This window comes from Microbacterium sp. SL75, assembly GCF_026625865.1.
In the GTDB taxonomy this organism is placed as follows: Bacteria; Actinomycetota; Actinomycetes; order Actinomycetales; family Microbacteriaceae; genus Microbacterium.
This window is the reverse complement of the sequence record NZ_CP113067.1, coordinates 3,046,603-3,062,634: the sequence shown is the minus strand read 5'-3', so window position 1 is coordinate 3,062,634 and position 16,032 is coordinate 3,046,603. Positions and strand designations below refer to the sequence as shown.

The following is a 16,032-nucleotide window of genomic DNA, read 5'->3' as shown; positions in this document are numbered from 1 at the left end:
GTTTCAGACGCGGGATTCATGTCGGCGGGGGAAGACGTGCGACGGGGCGCCGGAGGCCGGCATCCACTCGCAGGTGAAGCTTCCGCGGTAGCCGAAGAGGAAGCCGAAACGGTCGTTGTCGACGCGCAGGTCGACGTGGAAACGACCGTCGCCGTCGTCGAAGCGTTCGCGGAGGGTGGCCCGGCCGCTGAAGAGCTGGGGGAAACGGAACCCGACCGGTCCCTCGTAGAAGCGCTGCTCCCCCGACCGCAGGAGCAGGCCGCCCTCGTCGTCGACGCTCAGGTCGAGGTCGACCGCGAGATGCTGGTGCGTGCCGAGGTAGTCGATCACGCGGCCGTCGTAGAGGATCATCGTCGCGTCGAACCGGGCGGGCCGACCTCTCACCTCGTACTCCCGCACGAAGGTGACCGTCTCTCGGCCGAAAGGGTCGAGGTACGGGCTGTTCCAGATGGTGAAGGGGACGTTCTCTCCCACCGTCGGCACGAGGATGTTCCGCAGTTTGCCGATCTGGAGAAACGGTACGGTCCACCAGGGCCCGCGCCGGATCTCGCTCATGACACCGCGACCGACGCACGCCTGGCCCTCGTCGAGGCCGACGCCGAAGCGTCGCTGCATCATCGGGTGCAGGCGGTCGAAATCGGAGCCCATCGCCTGCGCGAAGATCGACGTCATCGGTTCGCTCCCGGTGCGGGCAGCGTCGCAAGCGTGGCGGGGGCGTCGTCGAGGGCGCGCCGTCGATGCGGGGGGATTCGCTCGCAGCGCGAGGCGCGGGGGCGGTCCGTCCGCCAGAAGGCGATGGCGTGCCGGATCGACCACCGTTCCGGCTCGACGCCGGTTTCGAGCCAGATGCGCAGGCGGTCGAAGCTCCACGCGGTCGCCCAGCCGACCAGGGGACGCACGATCACGTCGAGGGGGCCCCACCCGGCCTCGTAGTCGTATCCGGTCGAGAAGCGGATGCCGTCGTCGACCGGCTCGTAGCGCCAATAGCCGCGACCGTCGCGAAGCGGTGACAGCCTGTCCTGGGTGGTGAAGCGCAGCGCGGAGGTGCGGGTGCCATCGGGTCGCGACGTCTCGCCGATGCTGATGCCGTCACCGCGGACGGTGTGCACGGGCGTCCGTCGTTCGTAGACGAACCGAGCGGCGCCGTCCCCCGTGCTCGTCGTGGGTGTGATCCGCGAGAAGCGGACGTCCCATCTCACGTGCTGCGACGGCTCCTGCGTCGCCGTCCAGACCTCGTCGAGCGTCGCGCGGATGGTGGTCGCGACATAGATCCCCCGTGCCCCCATGGCGTCAGCCTAGGCCGATCGGGCGGAGACGCCGTGCAGGGTGCATCGGGTGTCGTCAGCGCGACGAGAAAGAATGCAGCGCGAGGTCTTCGCTCAGGGCTTCGCTCGCGAGGCAGCCGCGGACGCTCGTGCCCTGTTCGTCGAGCGGTGGACTCACCACGGCCGCGCCGAGACGGCCGGGTGAGGACAGCACGATCGCGCCGGAGACACTCGACTTGGCCGGAATGCCGACCGCGCGCATCCACCGGCCCGAGCCGTCGTAGACCCCGCAGGTCGCCATCACCGAGATGACGTCTCGCGCGACCCGCTCGGGCACGACCCGTTCCCCCGTCCGGGGATTGATCCCCCCGAGCGCGAGCGTCGCCCCCATGACGGCCAGGGTCTCGGCATCCACCAACGTCGCGCAGGCTCGGGCGTAGACGGCGACCGCGTCGTCGGCCGAGGGCTCGAGGGTGCCCTCCGCGCGCATCAGGTGGGCCAGGGCGTGATTACGGTCACCGAGGAGGTGTTCGTTGTGGGCCACGTCTTCGTCGACCTCGAGCTCGCGTCCCGCGAACGCCGCGAGCCCCCGCGCGATGCGGGCGCTGCGCGCCTCGGCGTTCGTTCCGGCGACGAGCGAGGCGGTCAGCAGTGCGCCAGCGTTGACCATGGGGTTCGGCGGTCGGCCCGTGCCGCTCTCGAGCTTGATGGCGTCGAACGACTCGCCGGTGGGTTCGATGCCGACGCGATCGAGGGCCGCCCCCTCGGAGTCGACGAGCGCCAGAGCGAACAGGAACGGCTTGACCGCGGACTGCACGCTGAACGAGACATCGGCCTGTCGGCTCGCGTGCACCGAACCGTCGGGGAGGGCGAGGGCGAGGGCGCAGAGGTCGGGATGGGCGTCGGCGAGCTGCGGGATGCTGTCGTCGATTCGCCCCCTGCGTTCGGGCAGCAGGCGGGACCGCAGGGCGTCGAGGTCGTACGAAGCGGCAGCGGGAGGCGAGGTCACTCCCCCAGCCTCGCAGGCTCGCCGGGGGTTCGGGCCCGTACCCGTCAGTACAGACCCCGTTCCGCGAGGGCGCCGCGCAGGATCGGCGCCAGCCGTTCCGCGAACGCCGGCGTGATGTGGGTGTCGTCATAGCGCACCGGCGTGTCTCCCGCGAAGGCGGGACACACTCCCTGCCAGCAGCTGAAGGGCAGAGCGCTGATCGCGAGGTCGCCGGTGAGCGCCGCGCGGGCCTCGGTCGCCGTCTGCATCTGCATCCACACGTCGTCGATGCCCGCGAGACACGACGAGGGGCCCGTGAGCGGCGACACGCACCGCCCGAGATCGACTCCGTGCGGCGGGGGCGCCAAGTACACCGTGTGGCCCGCGGGAGCCCACCCCGTAACCTCGGACGCGATGGCCGAGACCAACTCGCCGGCATCCAGATCCCGCCCGTCGACCGAGCGGCCCAGGGTGAACGCGTTCGACACCACGAGCAGGTCGGCGGGTGAGGCGCCGACCATCGCCGCGACGTCGGCCTTGCGCTGCCCGCACGCGGCCATGACCGACGGATCGCGGCTCTCGACCAGGACGTCGGTGAAGCGGCATCCGTACATCCCGACCGTGGTCACACGCCACGCTCCCCCGCTGTCGTCGGCGAGCTTTGCGAAGGCGGGGGCGTACGCCATGGCGCTCGAGTCGCCCACGAGGTACAGGTGCCGCGGTGCGTCGGCGGACCCCCAGGTGCACCGCCCGGCGTCGAGGGGCACGCCCGGGGTGAAGCAGTCGTGAGCGCGGTTCGCCGACGACGAAGCGCGCTGCGCCTCGTCGAGGGAGGGGTGCAGCTCGGGCCAGGAGGTGGCGGTGCTCGCGGCGGCGAGCTCGCCCTGCAACACACTGAGCGCGTCTCCGGCTTCGGCGGCGACATCGACCGGGGCAGGCACCGCGGCCGGTAGTCCCGGGAGGGGCGGAGCGCCGTACGCCAGCATCACCGCGAGCGCCGTCGCTCCGGCGCCGATGGCGAGCGTGGCCCCGGCCATCGCCACGCGTGGGGCGAAGCGGGCGCGCCAAGCGGCCCACGGGGGTGCGGTGCCGGCGTCGATGGATGCCGGGGGTACCGGCATCCGTTCGTCTCCATCCGGCAGGCGGGGTGCCGAAGCGGTCGCCACCGCTAGCTCGGGCACAACGGCGCTCGTGGAGCGAGATCCGGGGTAGTACCTCTTGCCGGGGACGTACCCGGCGGGTCGCGAGGCGAGTGCGCTCGACCGACGCTCGGCGGGTACGGGTTTCGACGGGGTGGGTGCGGCGGGTTTCGGCTGTTCCACGGGGCCGCGGGTCGCCCAGGGTGCGCGATGGAGCGGCTGCTCGATGCCGAGGTAGGTCGCGACCGTCAGGACGAGCATGGCGAGGACCGTGATCGCTGTCGCGGCCGGTCCGGGAGCCAGCAGAACTCCGGCGAAGACGATCACGGGCAGGTGCCAGAGGTACAGCGAGTACGAGAGGTCACCGATCGTCACGGCGAGCGGGTTGGTGAGGACGAAGAGGTGGCGGTGACGCGGGTCGCCGCCGATGCCTGCGCCGATCACGAGCGCCGCGCCGAGTACGGGGAGCGCGGCGACGGGCGCGGGGAAAGGCGCCCCGGGATCGATGAAGAAAAACGCCGCCGTGATCACGGCCACCCCGATCCAGGCGAGGGATCCGCGAGCGGCTGCCGGGATGCGCGCGAGCACGGGAGCGGCGGCGGCGATCACCGCACCCGTGGCGAGCTCACCGGCTCGTGTCACGGTCGAGAAGTAGGCCAGGCTCGGATCGGCGGGCGTCTGGAGGAGGGCAGCGACTCCGGAGGCCACGACGACGGCTCCCGCGAGCAGGCCCACGGCAACGCGGCCCGGCCGCGCGCGTCGCGCCGCGACCGGCAGCGTGGCGACCGCGAGCAGCACGAGGAAAGGCCACGCCACCGAGAACTGCTCCTCGACGGAGAGCGACCAGAAGTGCTGGAGCGGCGAGACGTCCGAGACGGCGAAGTAGTCGCGACCAGCGAGGCCGAAGTGCCAGTTCGACACGAGACCCACCGCGGACAGGGCGTCAAAGAGGATGCTTTCCGCTCGTACGGGCGAGAAGATCATGAATGCCGCCCCGACCACGGCCGCGAGGACGGCGAGCGCGGCGGGCAGGAGGCGCTTCACGCGGCGTGCGAAGAAGGCCCCGAGCCGCAGCGTCCCCTCGTTCTCCAGGTCGGACAACAGGATGCCGGTGACGAGGAAACCCGACAGGACGAAGAACACGTCGACGCCGACGAAGCCGCCCCGGGGCCAGCCCGTGAGGTGCGTGGCAACGACCGCCAAGACGGCGATCGCCCGGAGGCCCTGGAGATCGCGGCGCACGCGAGAGGCGGGTGCGGGCACGTCGGATCCTCTCGGGCCGGCGTCGGCGGCCGGAGAGAGCTTAGTGGAACCGCTCCCACGGTCGCGGCAGGCGGCCCTGCGGCGCAGTGGAGCGGGACGGGGAACGAAGGCGCGCACCACGAACCGAGCGGGCATTATGCGGGTCCCCCCGCGGTGCCGCTACCCCTGATCGTGCGGGGCCGCGCGGGCATAGTGTGCGACGCAGCGGAGGCGCCCCGGCATCCGCTCTTCTCGCCGTCAGGCGGTCCTGCTCGAAGGATGCGATGAGTCACGCGCTCGGTCACTCGATGCCCCATGCGGGCGACATCCTGGGCGGGCGCTACATCCTGCGCGAGAGGATCGGTGCCGGCGGGATGGGGCGTGTCTTCCGCGCGCGCGATGAGGTCCTCGCGCGAGACGTCGCGTTGAAGATCTTCTACGCGGACGCGAGTGATGAGCCCGACCCTCTGCGCCGCATGTCGGAGGCGCGCGCTCTCGCGACGGTCGATCATCCCTCGCTCGTGACCCTGTACGACGCTCGGCTCACCGGCGATGACCACGTCTACCTGGTGATGGAGCTGGTGAACGGCCCCTCGCTGCAACGACGCATCGAAGAGGGGCCGCTCTCGACGGTCGAGGTGGCGGGGATCGTCGCCGATCTCGCCGGCGCCCTCGCCGTCGTCCACGACGCCGGGATCGTGCACCGCGACGTCAAGCCGTCGAACGTCCTGCTCCGCCCGGTGCGGGGCGAGGCTCGCCCGGTCGAAGCCGTGCTCGCCGATTTCGGGGTCGCCCGGCTGATCGGCGCGACGCGCCTGACCACTCCCGGCACGGTCATCGGGACGGCCGCCTACCTCGCACCGGAACAATTGCGCGGCGAGCCTCCCCGCGCGGGGTCGGACGTGTACGCGCTGGGGTTGCTCGCCATCGAAGCTCTCACCCGACTCCATCCCTTCGGCGGCGGAACGCTCCAGGAGACGCTGCTTGCTCGTCTGGCCCGTCAGCCGGAGGTCCCGGAGACGTACGGCAGCCGGTGGCAGTCGCTGCTGACGTCGATGACCGCCTTCCACCCGGACGACCGGCCGACCGCGGCGAGCGTCGCGAAGCGGATGCAGGCGCTCGTAGACGAGACGCCCGTGGCAGTGGCGGGTGGACCGGCGGCGCGTGCGTCTTGGGTGCTGCCGACCGCGGCGATGACCGTGCCCGTGTCAGCGGCGGCGGCTCACGGCGGGCCGGCTCCGGCGGCCCGGGTCGCGCGTGCGACGGAGACCGACGAGACCGCCCCGGTCGCCGCCGCGGCGTCCGTCGGAGCCGGATCCGGGAGCTCGTTCGTGCCATCGACGCGTCGACGCCGGTCGTTCCGGCGGCTCTGGCTCGGTGCCACAGCCGGCGCCGCCCTCCTCGTGGGCGGGTACGTGATGGCGTTCTCGCTGGGCGCGGTGCCCGACCCGGCCACGGACCGCATCGACACACCCGCGCCGTCCTCGACGTCGGCCCCTCTCGTCGCGGAGAACGCGCCCTCATCGGTCGAGCCCGTCTCGAGCACGGATGCCGAGACCCCACCGCCCTCTCCCGTTCCGGTCGCACCCCAGCCCGTGCAGCCCGCCCCGGCCTCGCCCGTTGCGAAAGTACCGGAGGGCGGGGCGTCACAGCCGGATGGGGACGCCCCCGGCGGCGGCGGTCTCGCGATCGTCGAGCCGGAGCCCGGAGCGACGGTGCCCGGAGGCGGCGGATCCGTCGTGCCGATGCCGAGCGCCTCGCCCTCCCCGGAGCCGACGGATGGTGGGGCCACTCCCGGGGTCGCGGACCCCGGCAAGGGCAACGGCTCGGCGAACGGCAAAGGTCCGGGCGGGGGGAAGGGCCAGGGCAGTGGCAAAAGCGGGGAAGCCCCGTCGGGTTAGCCGACCGTCCGGGACCTCGGACGGTGCATGCGGGCAGCGACCGGGACGAGCGTGCGAGGCATGCCCCGAGTGGCGGCACGGGCTCGGTGCGGCTCGGCGGCCCAGCTCTCGACCAGTCGTGAGCGAGAAGGATCTGCCGCTGCGCGCCGCCTGCGAACGACGAAGGCCCGACGCCTGCGAACGACGAAGGCCCGACGCTGACGCGTCGGGCCTTCGGTTGGCTCCCCGGCTTGGACTCGAACCAAGAACCTATCGGTTAACAGCCGATTGCTCTGCCAATTGAGCTACCGAGGATCATGCTCACCTTGCGGCGGGCAACCCCACGATACTAACAGCACGCGGGGGTGGCGGAAAAATCAGCCCGCCGAAATCCGCCGCTCGGGCGTGCCGTCGGGCGTCCACTGTACAGCCTGGGCGCCATGACCGAGCCCCACGGCGTGGCCCGCGTGCAGGACGAGCACATCGGCATCCAGATCTTTCGGGGCATCGGCGTCGTTCGTCACGATGAGCGAGGCCATTCCGCGTTCGTCGCGCCGGCGCGTGATCGACGCGCGCGCAGCCGCGCGCACCTCGAGATCGAGGTTGGCGTACAGGTCGTCGGCGACGAACAGCCGCGGCTCCAGGACGAGAGCCCGCGCCAGAGCGACGCGCTGACGCATGCCCGCGCTCAGCTCGTAGGGGTACTTCGGTGCCGTGCCGAGCGGGAGTTCCATCTCGTCGAGGAGCGTGGCTACGCGCACCGCGAGCGCCCGCGTGTTGACCTTGCGGTCGCGACTGGTGATCGGCTCGGCGATCACGTCCTGCACGGTCAAGCGTGAGGGCAGCGCTGCACCCGCCCCCTGTGGCAGGTAACCGGTGTGAAAGACCCACTCGCGACGGGCGCGCCCCGGACGCCGCGCCGAGATGCCGTGCACGCGGGCGTCTCCCCCGACCACCGTGAGCCCGTCGTCGGGGTGACCGGCCAGCAGCGAGACGAGCGAGCTCTTGCCCGAACCCGTCGAGCCCTGGACGACCATCGTGCGCGCCGCGGGAAGGGTGAAGGTGATCCCGTCGATCACGCGCACGCCGCTACGCGCCAGGGACAGGTCATCGGCTCGAAGGGCGACGTCGGTGTCGAGTGTCCGGGGCATTGACTCATCCTCCCTGACGAGTACGAGGGATGCCAGCGGCGCGCGGCAGTGCCCGTTCAGGAGACGATGAGTCGCTGACGGTCGGCGTCGAGCTCGCGCAGCCGGAACCGCAGGCGCTTGCCCTCATCGGAATCGGCGGGCACCCGCTGGATTCCGCGGAGCAGCTCGCTCTTCTCACGCTCGAGTTCGCGCACCAGCAGACCCCGGGCGAGGTCGTTCGCCGAGGCGACGGCGCCCTCTTCGGTGCGTGCTGGGAATTCTGCGGTCAAGAGTTCGGCAGCCAGCGAGCGGAACGGCTCGCGCACGGCTTCGACGGCGGCGACGGCCCAGCCGGGCTGCGACAGATCGGTGGATGCCAGAGAGCTGCGCACCGCCTCGAGAGCGGGATGCGTGAACGGCGTCTGGAGCGCTCGCAGGAAGACATCGGGCTCGATGCGATGCCCGTACTGCAGGAACGCCATCATCGCACCGCGCTCGAGGGCGACGTCGCGGTTGTTCGGCAGAGACGCCATGGTGACCGAGATCGCGATCGGTGCGTGCTCGGAGTCCTTGCGGGTCTCACGCTTCTCGGCGCGGTCCGCACCGCGAGCCGCACGCTCGACGGCCGTCTGCACCTCCGGCATGTCGAGGCCGAGACGGCGCGCGAGTACGCGCACGTACCCCGGACGCAGGGCGGGATCGCGGATGTCGGCGACGATCGGGGCGGCCGCGCGAAGAGCACCGGCACGGCCCTCGACACTGGAGAGGTCGAAATCCTTCAAGCGCTGGTCGATGACGAACTCGAACATCGGCGCCTTGTTCTCCATGAGCGCCCGCACCGCACCGTCGCCGCGCTGGAGGCGCAGGTCGCATGGATCCAGGCCCTCGGGGGCGACGGCGACGTACGTCTGCGCGGCGAAGCGCTTCTCGTCTGCGAAAGCGCGCAGCGCCGCCTTCTGCCCCGCGGCATCGGGATCGAAGGTGAAGACCACTTCGCCCGAAGAGCTGTCGTCGCCCATGACCCGACGCAGCACCGTGATGTGGTCCGTGCCGAAAGCCGTGCCGCACGACGCGATGGCCGTGGTGATGCCGGCGAGGTGGCACGCCATGACGTCGGTGTACCCCTCGACGACCACGACCCGGTGCGAGCGCGAGATGTCGCGCTTGGCGAGGTCGAGGCCGTAGAGGACCTGCGCCTTCTTGTAGATCGGCGTCTCGGGGGTGTTGAGGTACTTCGGCCCCTGGTCGTCGTCGAAGAGTTTGCGCGCGCCGAAGCCGATGACCTGTCCGGTGACGTCGCGGATCGGCCACACGAGACGACCGCGGAACCGGTCGTAGACACCGCGCTGTCCCTGGGACACGAGCCCCGCCTGCAGCAGCTCGTCGCGGGTGAACTTCTGCGCGAGCAGGTGATCCATGAGGTGCGACCAGCCCTTCGGGGCGTAGCCGACTCCGAAGTGCGCGGCGGCTCCGGCGTCGAAGCCGCGATCGCCGAGGAAGCGCCGCCCCGTGTCTGCTTCGGGCGTCATGAGCTGGGCGCGGAAGTACTCCGCCGCGGCGGCGTTGGCCGCGTACAGCCGCGAGCGCCCCGTGGTCTCGGGGGCGGGGCCGCCGTCTTCGTAGTGGAGGGTGTAGCCGACGCGCGCCGCCATGCGCTCGACGGCCTCGGTGAACGACACGTGGTCCATCGCCCGAAGGAACGAGTACACGTCTCCCGACTCGCCGCAGCCGAAGCAGTGGTAGTAGCCGACCTGCGGGCGCACGTGGAAGCTGGGGCTGCGCTCGTCGTGGAACGGGCACAGTCCCTTCATCGAGCCGACGCCGGCGGATTTCAGCGCGACGCGCTCACCGACGACGTCGGCGATGTTGACCCGCGCTTTGACCTCTTCGACATCGGATTGGCGGATGCGGGGCATCAGGTATCCGCTCCTCGCGCGCTTCGCGCTCCGGGCGCCCAGACGCCGAGCTCCGCGGCATCCACTTCTCCGACAAGTCGTCCGTGCCACGCGATCGCGAGCTGGTCGGTGAGGCTCGCGACCTGGTCGACGACCACCCGACGCCGGGCCTGGTCGTCCACCGCCGCGGCGAAGTCGGGCGCGTGCAGGGCGTCGAGCGCACCCGGGTTCTCCCACAGAGCGGATGCCAAGCGCTTGAGCACGTGGCGCTGCTCGCGATACAGCACCTTGCGGCCGTCGATCGAGACGACCGTCGCGCCGATGATGCCCTTAAGCACCGCCATCTCGACCTCGACCTCGGCGGGCACGATGACGTGCGCGCGATACCGGGTCAGCTGATCGGCGGGATACGCCTCGCGGGTCGCCGCGGTCGCGGCGCGGGCGAAGCGACCGATGAGGTCGGAGGTGAGGTTCTTGAGCCGCGCGAGCGCGGGACGCGTGCCGTCGAAGGAGTGGATCCACTCGGGCATGGCCATGAGCCGTTCGAGACCCGCCGCGAGGTCGTCGCGCACGAAGTCGTAGCCCACCCAGCTCTGGATCGCGTCGAGCAATCCTTCTCGTCCGACGCGGGATGCCAGACGAGCGGGATCGACGTAGCGGTTGACCACGGCGTCTTCGAAGTCGTGCACCGAGTAGGCGATGTCGTCCGAGAGATCCATGACCTCGGCCTCGACGCAGCGCCGACGGGCGGGGGCTCCCCCGCGCATCCAGTGGAAGACGGGCTCGTCGTCGGGGTAGACGCCGAACTTGAGGCGCCCACCCGGGTCGGGGACGGGCTCGTCGATGGTCCACGGGTACTTGCAAGTGGCGTCGAGGCTCGAGCGGGTGAGGTTGAGGCCGAAGGGCTCGCCGTCGGCGCCGAAGGTCTTCGGCTCGAGGCGGGTGAGGATGCGCAGCGTCTGCGCGTTGCCCTCGAAGCCGCCGATGTCGGCCGCCCAGTCGTTGAGCGCGCGCTCTCCGTTGTGGCCGAAGGGCGGGTGACCCAGGTCGTGACTCAGGCAGGCGGTGTCGACGACGTCGGGCGACAGCTGCAGGGCGGTGGCCAATTCGCGGCCCACCTGGGCGACCTCGAGCGAATGCGTGAGGCGGTTGCGGGCGAAGTCGGCGGGGCTTGCGGGGCTCAGCACCTGCGTCTTCGCGGCCAGACGCCGAAGAGCCGCCGAGTGCAGCACGCGCGCGCGGTCGCGCGCGAAGTCATCGCGCTGGGATCGGTGGTTCTCGACGTGGAAGCGTGCCGCATCGGCGTCGTCGTAGCCGACCGGTCGAGCGACCGCCGGCGAGAGCTCACCCGCCACTGTGGTGCAATTCCGCTGCGGCCAGTTCGCGGCCGGCCTCGTGACCGATCTCGCGGGACTCGAGCCACCCGTCGGGGAGGGCGGGGCGCTTGGGCGTACCGGCGCGACCCCGCTGTCCCTCGGCCGCGGCCCCGGGGTAGGGCGCGTCGAGCTCCATCGTGGCGAGGAGTTCGTCGATCTCGTCGAGGGTCGAGGCGGTCGCGAGGGCTGCGCGCAGTTCTCCACCGACCGGGTACCCCTTGAAGTACCAGGCGACGTGCTTGCGGATGTCACGGCATCCGCGCCCCTCGTCGTCGAAGAACTCCACGAGCAACTCGGCGTGACGGCGGAAAGCGCGGGCCACGAAGCCCAGGGTGGCGTCGACGGGGTCGCCGTGCGCCGCGTCGGGGCCGCCGAGCGCGCGAGCGAGGTCGCCGAACAGCCAAGGCCGACCGAGGCAGCCGCGACCGACGACCACGCCGTCGCAGCCGGTCTCGTCCATCATGCGCACGGCGTCGTCCGCCGACCAGATGTCGCCGTTGCCGAGGACGGGAACGCTCGTGACCGTCTCTTTGAGCTTGGTGATCGCCGCCCAGTCGGCGTGGCCCGAGTAGAACTCGGATGCCGTGCGGGCGTGCAACGCGATGGACGCCACTCCCGCGCCCTCGGCGATGCGTCCGGCCTCGAGGTAGGTGAGGTGGTCGGCGTCGATGCCCTTTCGCATCTTGATCGTGAGCGGGATGTCGCCCGCGGCGGTCACAGCGCGCTCCACGATCTCGCGGAAGAGCGACGTCTTCCAGGGAAGAGCGGCTCCCCCGCCTCGGCGCGTGACCTTGGGCACCGGGCAGCCGAAGTTGAGGTCGACATGGTCGGCGTGGTCCTCGTCGACGATCATCTTCACGGCCGTCTCGACCGTCGCGGGGTCGACGCCGTAGAGCTGGATCGACCGCGGGGTCTCGGACTCGTGGTGGCGGATCAGACGCATGGTGGTGTCGTTGCGCTCCACCAGTGCGCGTGTCGTGATCATCTCGCTCACGTAGAGCCCGGCACCGTATTCGCGACACAGGCGACGAAACGCCGTGTTCGTGATGCCGGCCATCGGGGCGAGCACGACGGGAGCGTCGAGTTCGATGTTGCCGATGCGGAGCGACCGCGTCGGAGCCATTGCCGTGTTCACTGCACCATTCTCCCAGACGGATAACGACAGCGGTGCCCGATCCCGATGAACCGGGAACGGGCACCGCTGGGGAGGAGCCTCACGCGTCGGCGGTCTCGGCTGCCTCGCGGCGCTCGCCCCACACCTGGCGGGCGATCTGCGTGAACGCCTCGACGGGCTGAGCGCCGCTCACGCCGTACTTGCCGTCGATGACGAAGAAGGGAACGCCGGTGATGCCGTACTGCTGCGCCTGAGCCTGGTCGGCGCGCACAGCGGGTCGGTAGCGCTGCGATGCGAGGGCCTCGCGGGCGGCATCCTGGTCGAGCCCGGCCTCGACGGCGAGAGCGACGAGATCGTCGTCGCGGCCGACGTGGCGGCCCTCGAGGAAGTACGCCGACATGAGCAGCTCGGCCAGCTCCAGCTGGCGGCCGTTCTCTTTGGCGAAGTGCAACAGCTCGTGCGCCTTGACCGTGTTCGTGTGCTTCAGGATGTCGAAGCGGTACTCGAGACCGGCTTCTGCGGCGACGCCGGTCACGCGGTCGAGCATCTCGCGCGCCGATTCGGGAGAGATGCCTTTGTGCTGCGAGAGGTAATCGACCTCTCCCCCGTCGAAGTCCTCGGGGGTGTCGGGCGAGAGCTCGAACGAGTGGTACTCGATCTCGACGACCGGGGCGTCGTCATCCGACGCGGTCGCGGCCAGGCCGTTCTCGAGGTTCCGCTTGCCGATGTAGCACCAGGGGCAGGCGATGTCGCTCCACACGTCGATCTTGATGGCATCCGTCATATCGCGTACAACCGTTCGATGCTTGGGTCTATTCCGTTCGCGGCATCCGTCACGCGGTCGGGGTGTCCACCGCCCCGCCGAAGCGGCGATCGCGCGAGAGGTACAGACCGATCGCGTCCCACAGGTGCGTGCGACGGAAGTCGGGCCAGAGGGTGTCCAGGAACACCATCTCGGCGTACGCCGACTCCCACAGGAGGAAGTTCGAGGTGCGTTGCTCGCCGCTCGAGCGCACGAACAGATCGACGTCGGGCATGTCGGGCTGATACAGGTTCTTGCGGATGAGCTTCTCGGTCACCGCGGACGGCTTGAGCTTGCCGGCCGCGATGTCGTCGCCGATGCGGCGCATGGCATCGACGATCTCGACGCGCCCGCCGTAGTTGACGCACATGGTGAGCGTGAGGGTCGAGTTGCCCTCGGTGAGCCGCTCCGCGTGCTGGAGCTCCTTGATCACCGAACCCCACAGGCGGGGCTTCCGGCCCGACCAGCGGATCCGCACCCCCCATTCGTTCAGCTGGTCGCGGCGACGGTGCAGCACCTCGCGGTTGAAGCCCATGAGGAAGCGCACCTCGTCGGGGGAACGCGACCAGTTCTCGGTCGAGAAGGCGTAGACCGACAGGTGCTTCACCCCCGCCTGGATGGCGCCGGCGACGACGTCGAGCAGAGCGGCCTCGCCCGCCCGGTGCCCCTCGACGCGCGTGAGGCCCTGCCGATTGGCCCAGCGGCCGTTGCCGTCCATCACGATCGCGACGTGCTCGGGGACGGACCCCTTGGGGTAGCTCGGCGGATACTCGCCGGTCCAGTCGAGGGGGCGGTACGGCACGGCGTCGCGGTGCGTGAAGGGTTTGGGGGTCATCGATGCGACTCCAGGTGCGAGAGGGAACGGATGCCACGTTCGAGATGGAACTGCGCGTAGGCCGCCACGAGACCGGAGGCCGCCGCGGTCGTTCGGCCCGGGGCGGCGTCGACGACCTCCCACTCCCCCGCCATGAGCGCGCGGAGCACGTCGACCGTGTCGCGCGCCACACGGGGCGAGCCCGCCGGGGCGCAGGTGGAGCAGATGACACCCCCGAGCTGGGGCAGGAAGTAGTCGTGATCGCCGACCGTGCCGCAGCGCGCGCACTCGGTCAACCCCGGCGCCCAGCCGGAGAGAGCCATGGCGCGCAGCAGGTACGCATCGAGCACGCTGCGTTCGGCGTGCTCCCCACGGGCGAGTGAGCGCAGCCCGCCGACCAGCAGGAGATACTGCTGCGGGGTCGCCTCGGCTTCATTCAATCGGTCGGCGGTCTCGACCATCGCGCTGGCGGTGGTGTACCGGTCGTAGTCGGTGACGATATCGGCCCCGTACGACCCGAGCGACTCGGCCTGCTGCACGATGTCGAGGTTGCGTCCCGTCGACAGCTGCACATCGGCGACCATGAACGGCTCGAGCCGAGACCCGAACTTCGAGGAGGTGCGTCGCACGCCCTTCGCGACCGCGCGGATCTTGCCGTTGCGACGGCTCAGCAGGGTGAGGATGCGGTCCGCCTCCCCGAGCTTGTGGGTACGCAGGACCACGACCTCGTCGCGGTAGGTGGGCACAGTCCATTATCCGCCCGGGCCCCCGAGAAGAGGCCGCGCGGGGCCGTGACGCGCCGCCCGCGGTCAGCGAGCGGGACTCTGCCGCCCCTGAAGAGGCCAGGAACCGTCGGGGACGGGCAGGTCGGGGCGGCTCTGCTGCAGGAAATCGATCAACTGCGGATACCCCAGCATGAGGCGCGTCGCCCCGAAGCGGGTCTTGCTCCCCGTCAGCGCGAGGATCCCCCCGAACCGATCGCCCGGGTTCGGGACCAGAGCGGTGACCTCCGCGATCGGCACCTGCTGGGGGCCGCGCACGAGCCCGAACGACCACACCGAGTCGGGAGTGACCTCCAGACGCATACGTTTCATGCCCCGGGCGAGGAGGAGGAACAGAATTCCTCCCGCCAGCATCGCCGCCCCCGCGATCACCATGCCGATCTCGGGGTCGCGCACGAAGACGGCCGCGAGCAGCAGGATCACTCCGAGCGAAAGCACCGCGATGCCGACCGTGCGGATCAACACGCGCTGCCACATCCGCGTCGAGACCACGAAGAGCACGCCCTCTCGTGTGGCCCGGGCCGTCGCGCGCGACGGCGATCGTCGGATGATCGCCGTGACGACGGTCGTGATCACTCCCGCGATGAGAGCGGCCACGGCCACGCTCGAATTCGCCCCCCAGTGCATCTGCACACCTCTTCTGCGGTTCGTGACCGCCTCGACGTTCTCGGCAGCACGAAACGGCCCCCTGTCACGATGAAACCTCACCGACCGCCCGCGCGCGGCCGCTGGACGCGCACCCGCGTGCGGTGCTATCGCAGCATCTTCAGCGGTCCCGGTCGCGTCGCCCGCTCGGCTGAGCGCGGCCGAGGAGCCAGCGCGGTGACCGCAGCGTGCCGAACTCGGCAGACTCTGACGCGCCTGTCCGCTCCGCTCGCGTCACTCCCGGAGAATGGATGCCGTGAACCCCTCGGTCTTCGTCATCCCCCTGTGGGCGGATCTCACCGCCGTCGCCCTCGGCGGTGTTCAGGGGGCGCTGTTCGCCTCGGGGTTCCAGGGCCAGCGACGCCTCGATCTGCTGGGTGTGGCGATCATCGGCATCCTGCTCGGGATGGGCGGCGGTCTCATCCGCGATCTGCTGCTCGGGCTCACCCCCGCGACGCTCCAGAGCAACTGGTACCTCATCACCGCGACCCTCGCGTCGATCGTGGGAATGCTCCTGTCAGGGATCTTCCAACGGCTGAACCGCGCGATCATCATGCTCGATGCCGTCGTGATCGGTCTGTTCGGCGCCTTCGGCACGTCCAAGGCCCTGGCCTTGGGGATGCCGGCGGTGCCCGCCGTGTTCGTGGGGGTTCTCTCCGCGGCGGGCGGAAGCGTGCTGCGAGATGTGCTCATGGGTCTGCCGGTCGCAATCATGCACGTCGGCTCGCTCTACGCGGTGGCCGCCGGGGGCGGCTGCGTCGTGCTCGCCACGACCGCGGCGTTCGGCGTCCCGCTTCCGCTGGCGGCGGTGATCGGCCTCATCGTGACGACCGTCATCCGCGTGCTCGCGGTGATCTTCGACCTCTCCCTGCCCGAGCAGCGAAAGCTCTACCGCCGCAAGGTCGCGGTCGAGACCACCGGCATCCCGATCATCCGACCCGACGACGCGTCCTGAGCGCC

General features: G+C 70.6%; 14 protein-coding genes and 1 tRNA gene. 2 read left to right on the top strand and 13 right to left on the bottom strand.

What is annotated here, in order from left to right:
* Positions 1-3: 3 nt before the first annotated feature.
* The 4 genes from OVA17_RS14540 to OVA17_RS14525 are packed head-to-tail and all read right to left on the bottom strand — an operon-like array spanning position 4 to position 4,655.
* Positions 4-672 (bottom strand): DUF4166 domain-containing protein, encoded by a 669-nt coding sequence (locus OVA17_RS14540; protein WP_267787215.1) that lies wholly within the window; start codon positions 670-672, stop codon positions 4-6.
* Positions 669-1,286 (bottom strand): SRPBCC family protein, encoded by a 618-nt coding sequence (locus OVA17_RS14535; RefSeq protein ID WP_267787214.1) that lies wholly within the window; start codon positions 1,284-1,286, stop codon positions 669-671. The genes OVA17_RS14540 and OVA17_RS14535 overlap by 4 nt, the downstream gene beginning before the upstream one ends.
* A 55-nt stretch (positions 1,287-1,341) precedes the next feature.
* Positions 1,342-2,274: a glutaminase A gene (gene glsA / locus OVA17_RS14530; protein ID WP_267787213.1), complete on the bottom strand. Its 933-nt coding sequence runs from the start codon at positions 2,272-2,274 to the stop codon at positions 1,342-1,344.
* Positions 2,275-2,318: 44 nt separating this feature from the next.
* Positions 2,319-4,655, bottom strand: coding sequence for an acyltransferase (locus OVA17_RS14525; protein ID WP_267787212.1), 2,337 nt, complete (start codon positions 4,653-4,655; stop codon positions 2,319-2,321).
* Between the two features lie 263 nt (positions 4,656-4,918).
* Between OVA17_RS14525 and OVA17_RS14520 the strand changes: the two genes are divergently transcribed.
* Positions 4,919-6,535: a serine/threonine-protein kinase gene (locus OVA17_RS14520; protein WP_267787211.1), complete on the top strand. Its 1,617-nt coding sequence runs from the start codon at positions 4,919-4,921 to the stop codon at positions 6,533-6,535.
* Between the two features lie 218 nt (positions 6,536-6,753).
* Here the strand turns inward: OVA17_RS14520 and OVA17_RS14515 are convergent.
* The 9 genes from OVA17_RS14515 to OVA17_RS14475 all read right to left on the bottom strand — a co-directional run bounded on the left by OVA17_RS14515 (position 6,754) and on the right by OVA17_RS14475 (position 15,054).
* Positions 6,754-6,829 (bottom strand) — tRNA-Asn (locus OVA17_RS14515).
* Between the two features lie 62 nt (positions 6,830-6,891).
* Positions 6,892-7,665 (bottom strand): ATP-binding cassette domain-containing protein, encoded by a 774-nt coding sequence (locus tag OVA17_RS14510; RefSeq protein WP_267787210.1) that lies wholly within the window; start codon positions 7,663-7,665, stop codon positions 6,892-6,894.
* Between the two features lie 56 nt (positions 7,666-7,721).
* On the bottom strand, positions 7,722-9,560 hold the full coding sequence (dnaG, locus tag OVA17_RS14505; RefSeq protein ID WP_267787209.1) for a DNA primase: 1,839 nt from the start codon (positions 9,558-9,560) through the stop codon (positions 7,722-7,724).
* Complete coding sequence (locus OVA17_RS14500; RefSeq protein WP_267787208.1) at positions 9,560-10,894, bottom strand: deoxyguanosinetriphosphate triphosphohydrolase; 1,335 nt, start codon at positions 10,892-10,894, stop codon at positions 9,560-9,562. The genes dnaG and OVA17_RS14500 overlap by 1 nt, the downstream gene beginning before the upstream one ends.
* The gene (gene dusB, locus OVA17_RS14495; RefSeq protein WP_267789410.1) at positions 10,884-12,038 is read right to left on the bottom strand and encodes a tRNA dihydrouridine synthase DusB; all 1,155 of its coding nucleotides are present in this window, start codon (positions 12,036-12,038) and stop codon (positions 10,884-10,886) included. Before dusB ends, OVA17_RS14500 begins: the two co-directional genes overlap by 11 nt.
* Before the next feature lie 91 nt (positions 12,039-12,129).
* Positions 12,130-12,813, bottom strand: a complete 684-nt coding sequence (locus OVA17_RS14490) for a DsbA family oxidoreductase (protein ID WP_267787207.1) — start codon at positions 12,811-12,813, stop codon at positions 12,130-12,132.
* Positions 12,814-12,862: 49 nt separating this feature from the next.
* Positions 12,863-13,666, bottom strand: a complete 804-nt coding sequence (locus tag OVA17_RS14485; RefSeq protein ID WP_210074916.1) for an isoprenyl transferase — start codon at positions 13,664-13,666, stop codon at positions 12,863-12,865.
* A complete protein-coding gene (gene recO, locus OVA17_RS14480; RefSeq protein WP_267787206.1) occupies positions 13,663-14,391 on the bottom strand; it encodes a DNA repair protein RecO in 729 nt (242 codons plus the stop codon). Before recO ends, OVA17_RS14485 begins: the two co-directional genes overlap by 4 nt.
* 63 nt (positions 14,392-14,454) lie before the next feature.
* Entirely contained in the window at positions 14,455-15,054 is a 600-nt protein-coding gene (locus OVA17_RS14475; protein ID WP_267787205.1) for a hypothetical protein, read from the bottom strand.
* 265 nt (positions 15,055-15,319) lie between these two features.
* Between OVA17_RS14475 and OVA17_RS14470 the strand changes: the two genes are divergently transcribed.
* A complete protein-coding gene (locus OVA17_RS14470) occupies positions 15,320-16,027 on the top strand; it encodes a trimeric intracellular cation channel family protein (RefSeq protein WP_420712422.1) in 708 nt (235 codons plus the stop codon).
* The last annotated feature ends 5 nt before the right edge of the window (positions 16,028-16,032 follow it).

Bases quoted from the DNA above. Each gene is read 5' to 3' on its own strand.
- OVA17_RS14470 (WP_420712422.1), top strand. From the start codon at position 15,320: ATGGATGCCGTGAACCCCTCGGTCTTCGTCATCCCCCTGTGGGCGGAT.
- OVA17_RS14485 (WP_210074916.1), bottom strand. From the start codon at position 13,666: ATGACCCCCAAACCCTTCACGCACCGCGACGCCGTGCCGTACCGCCCC.
- OVA17_RS14510 (WP_267787210.1), bottom strand. From the start codon at position 7,665: ATGCCCCGGACACTCGACACCGACGTCGCCCTTCGAGCCGATGACCTG.
- OVA17_RS14490 (WP_267787207.1), bottom strand. From the start codon at position 12,813: ATGACGGATGCCATCAAGATCGACGTGTGGAGCGACATCGCCTGCCCC.
- OVA17_RS14475 (WP_267787205.1), bottom strand. From the start codon at position 15,054: ATGCACTGGGGGGCGAATTCGAGCGTGGCCGTGGCCGCTCTCATCGCG.
- dnaG (WP_267787209.1), bottom strand. From the start codon at position 9,560: ATGCCCCGCATCCGCCAATCCGATGTCGAAGAGGTCAAAGCGCGGGTC.
- OVA17_RS14520 (WP_267787211.1), top strand. From the start codon at position 4,919: ATGAGTCACGCGCTCGGTCACTCGATGCCCCATGCGGGCGACATCCTG.
- dusB (WP_267789410.1), bottom strand. From the start codon at position 12,038: ATGGCTCCGACGCGGTCGCTCCGCATCGGCAACATCGAACTCGACGCT.
- OVA17_RS14535 (WP_267787214.1), bottom strand. From the start codon at position 1,286: ATGGGGGCACGGGGGATCTATGTCGCGACCACCATCCGCGCGACGCTC.
- OVA17_RS14540 (WP_267787215.1), bottom strand. From the start codon at position 672: ATGACGTCGATCTTCGCGCAGGCGATGGGCTCCGATTTCGACCGCCTG.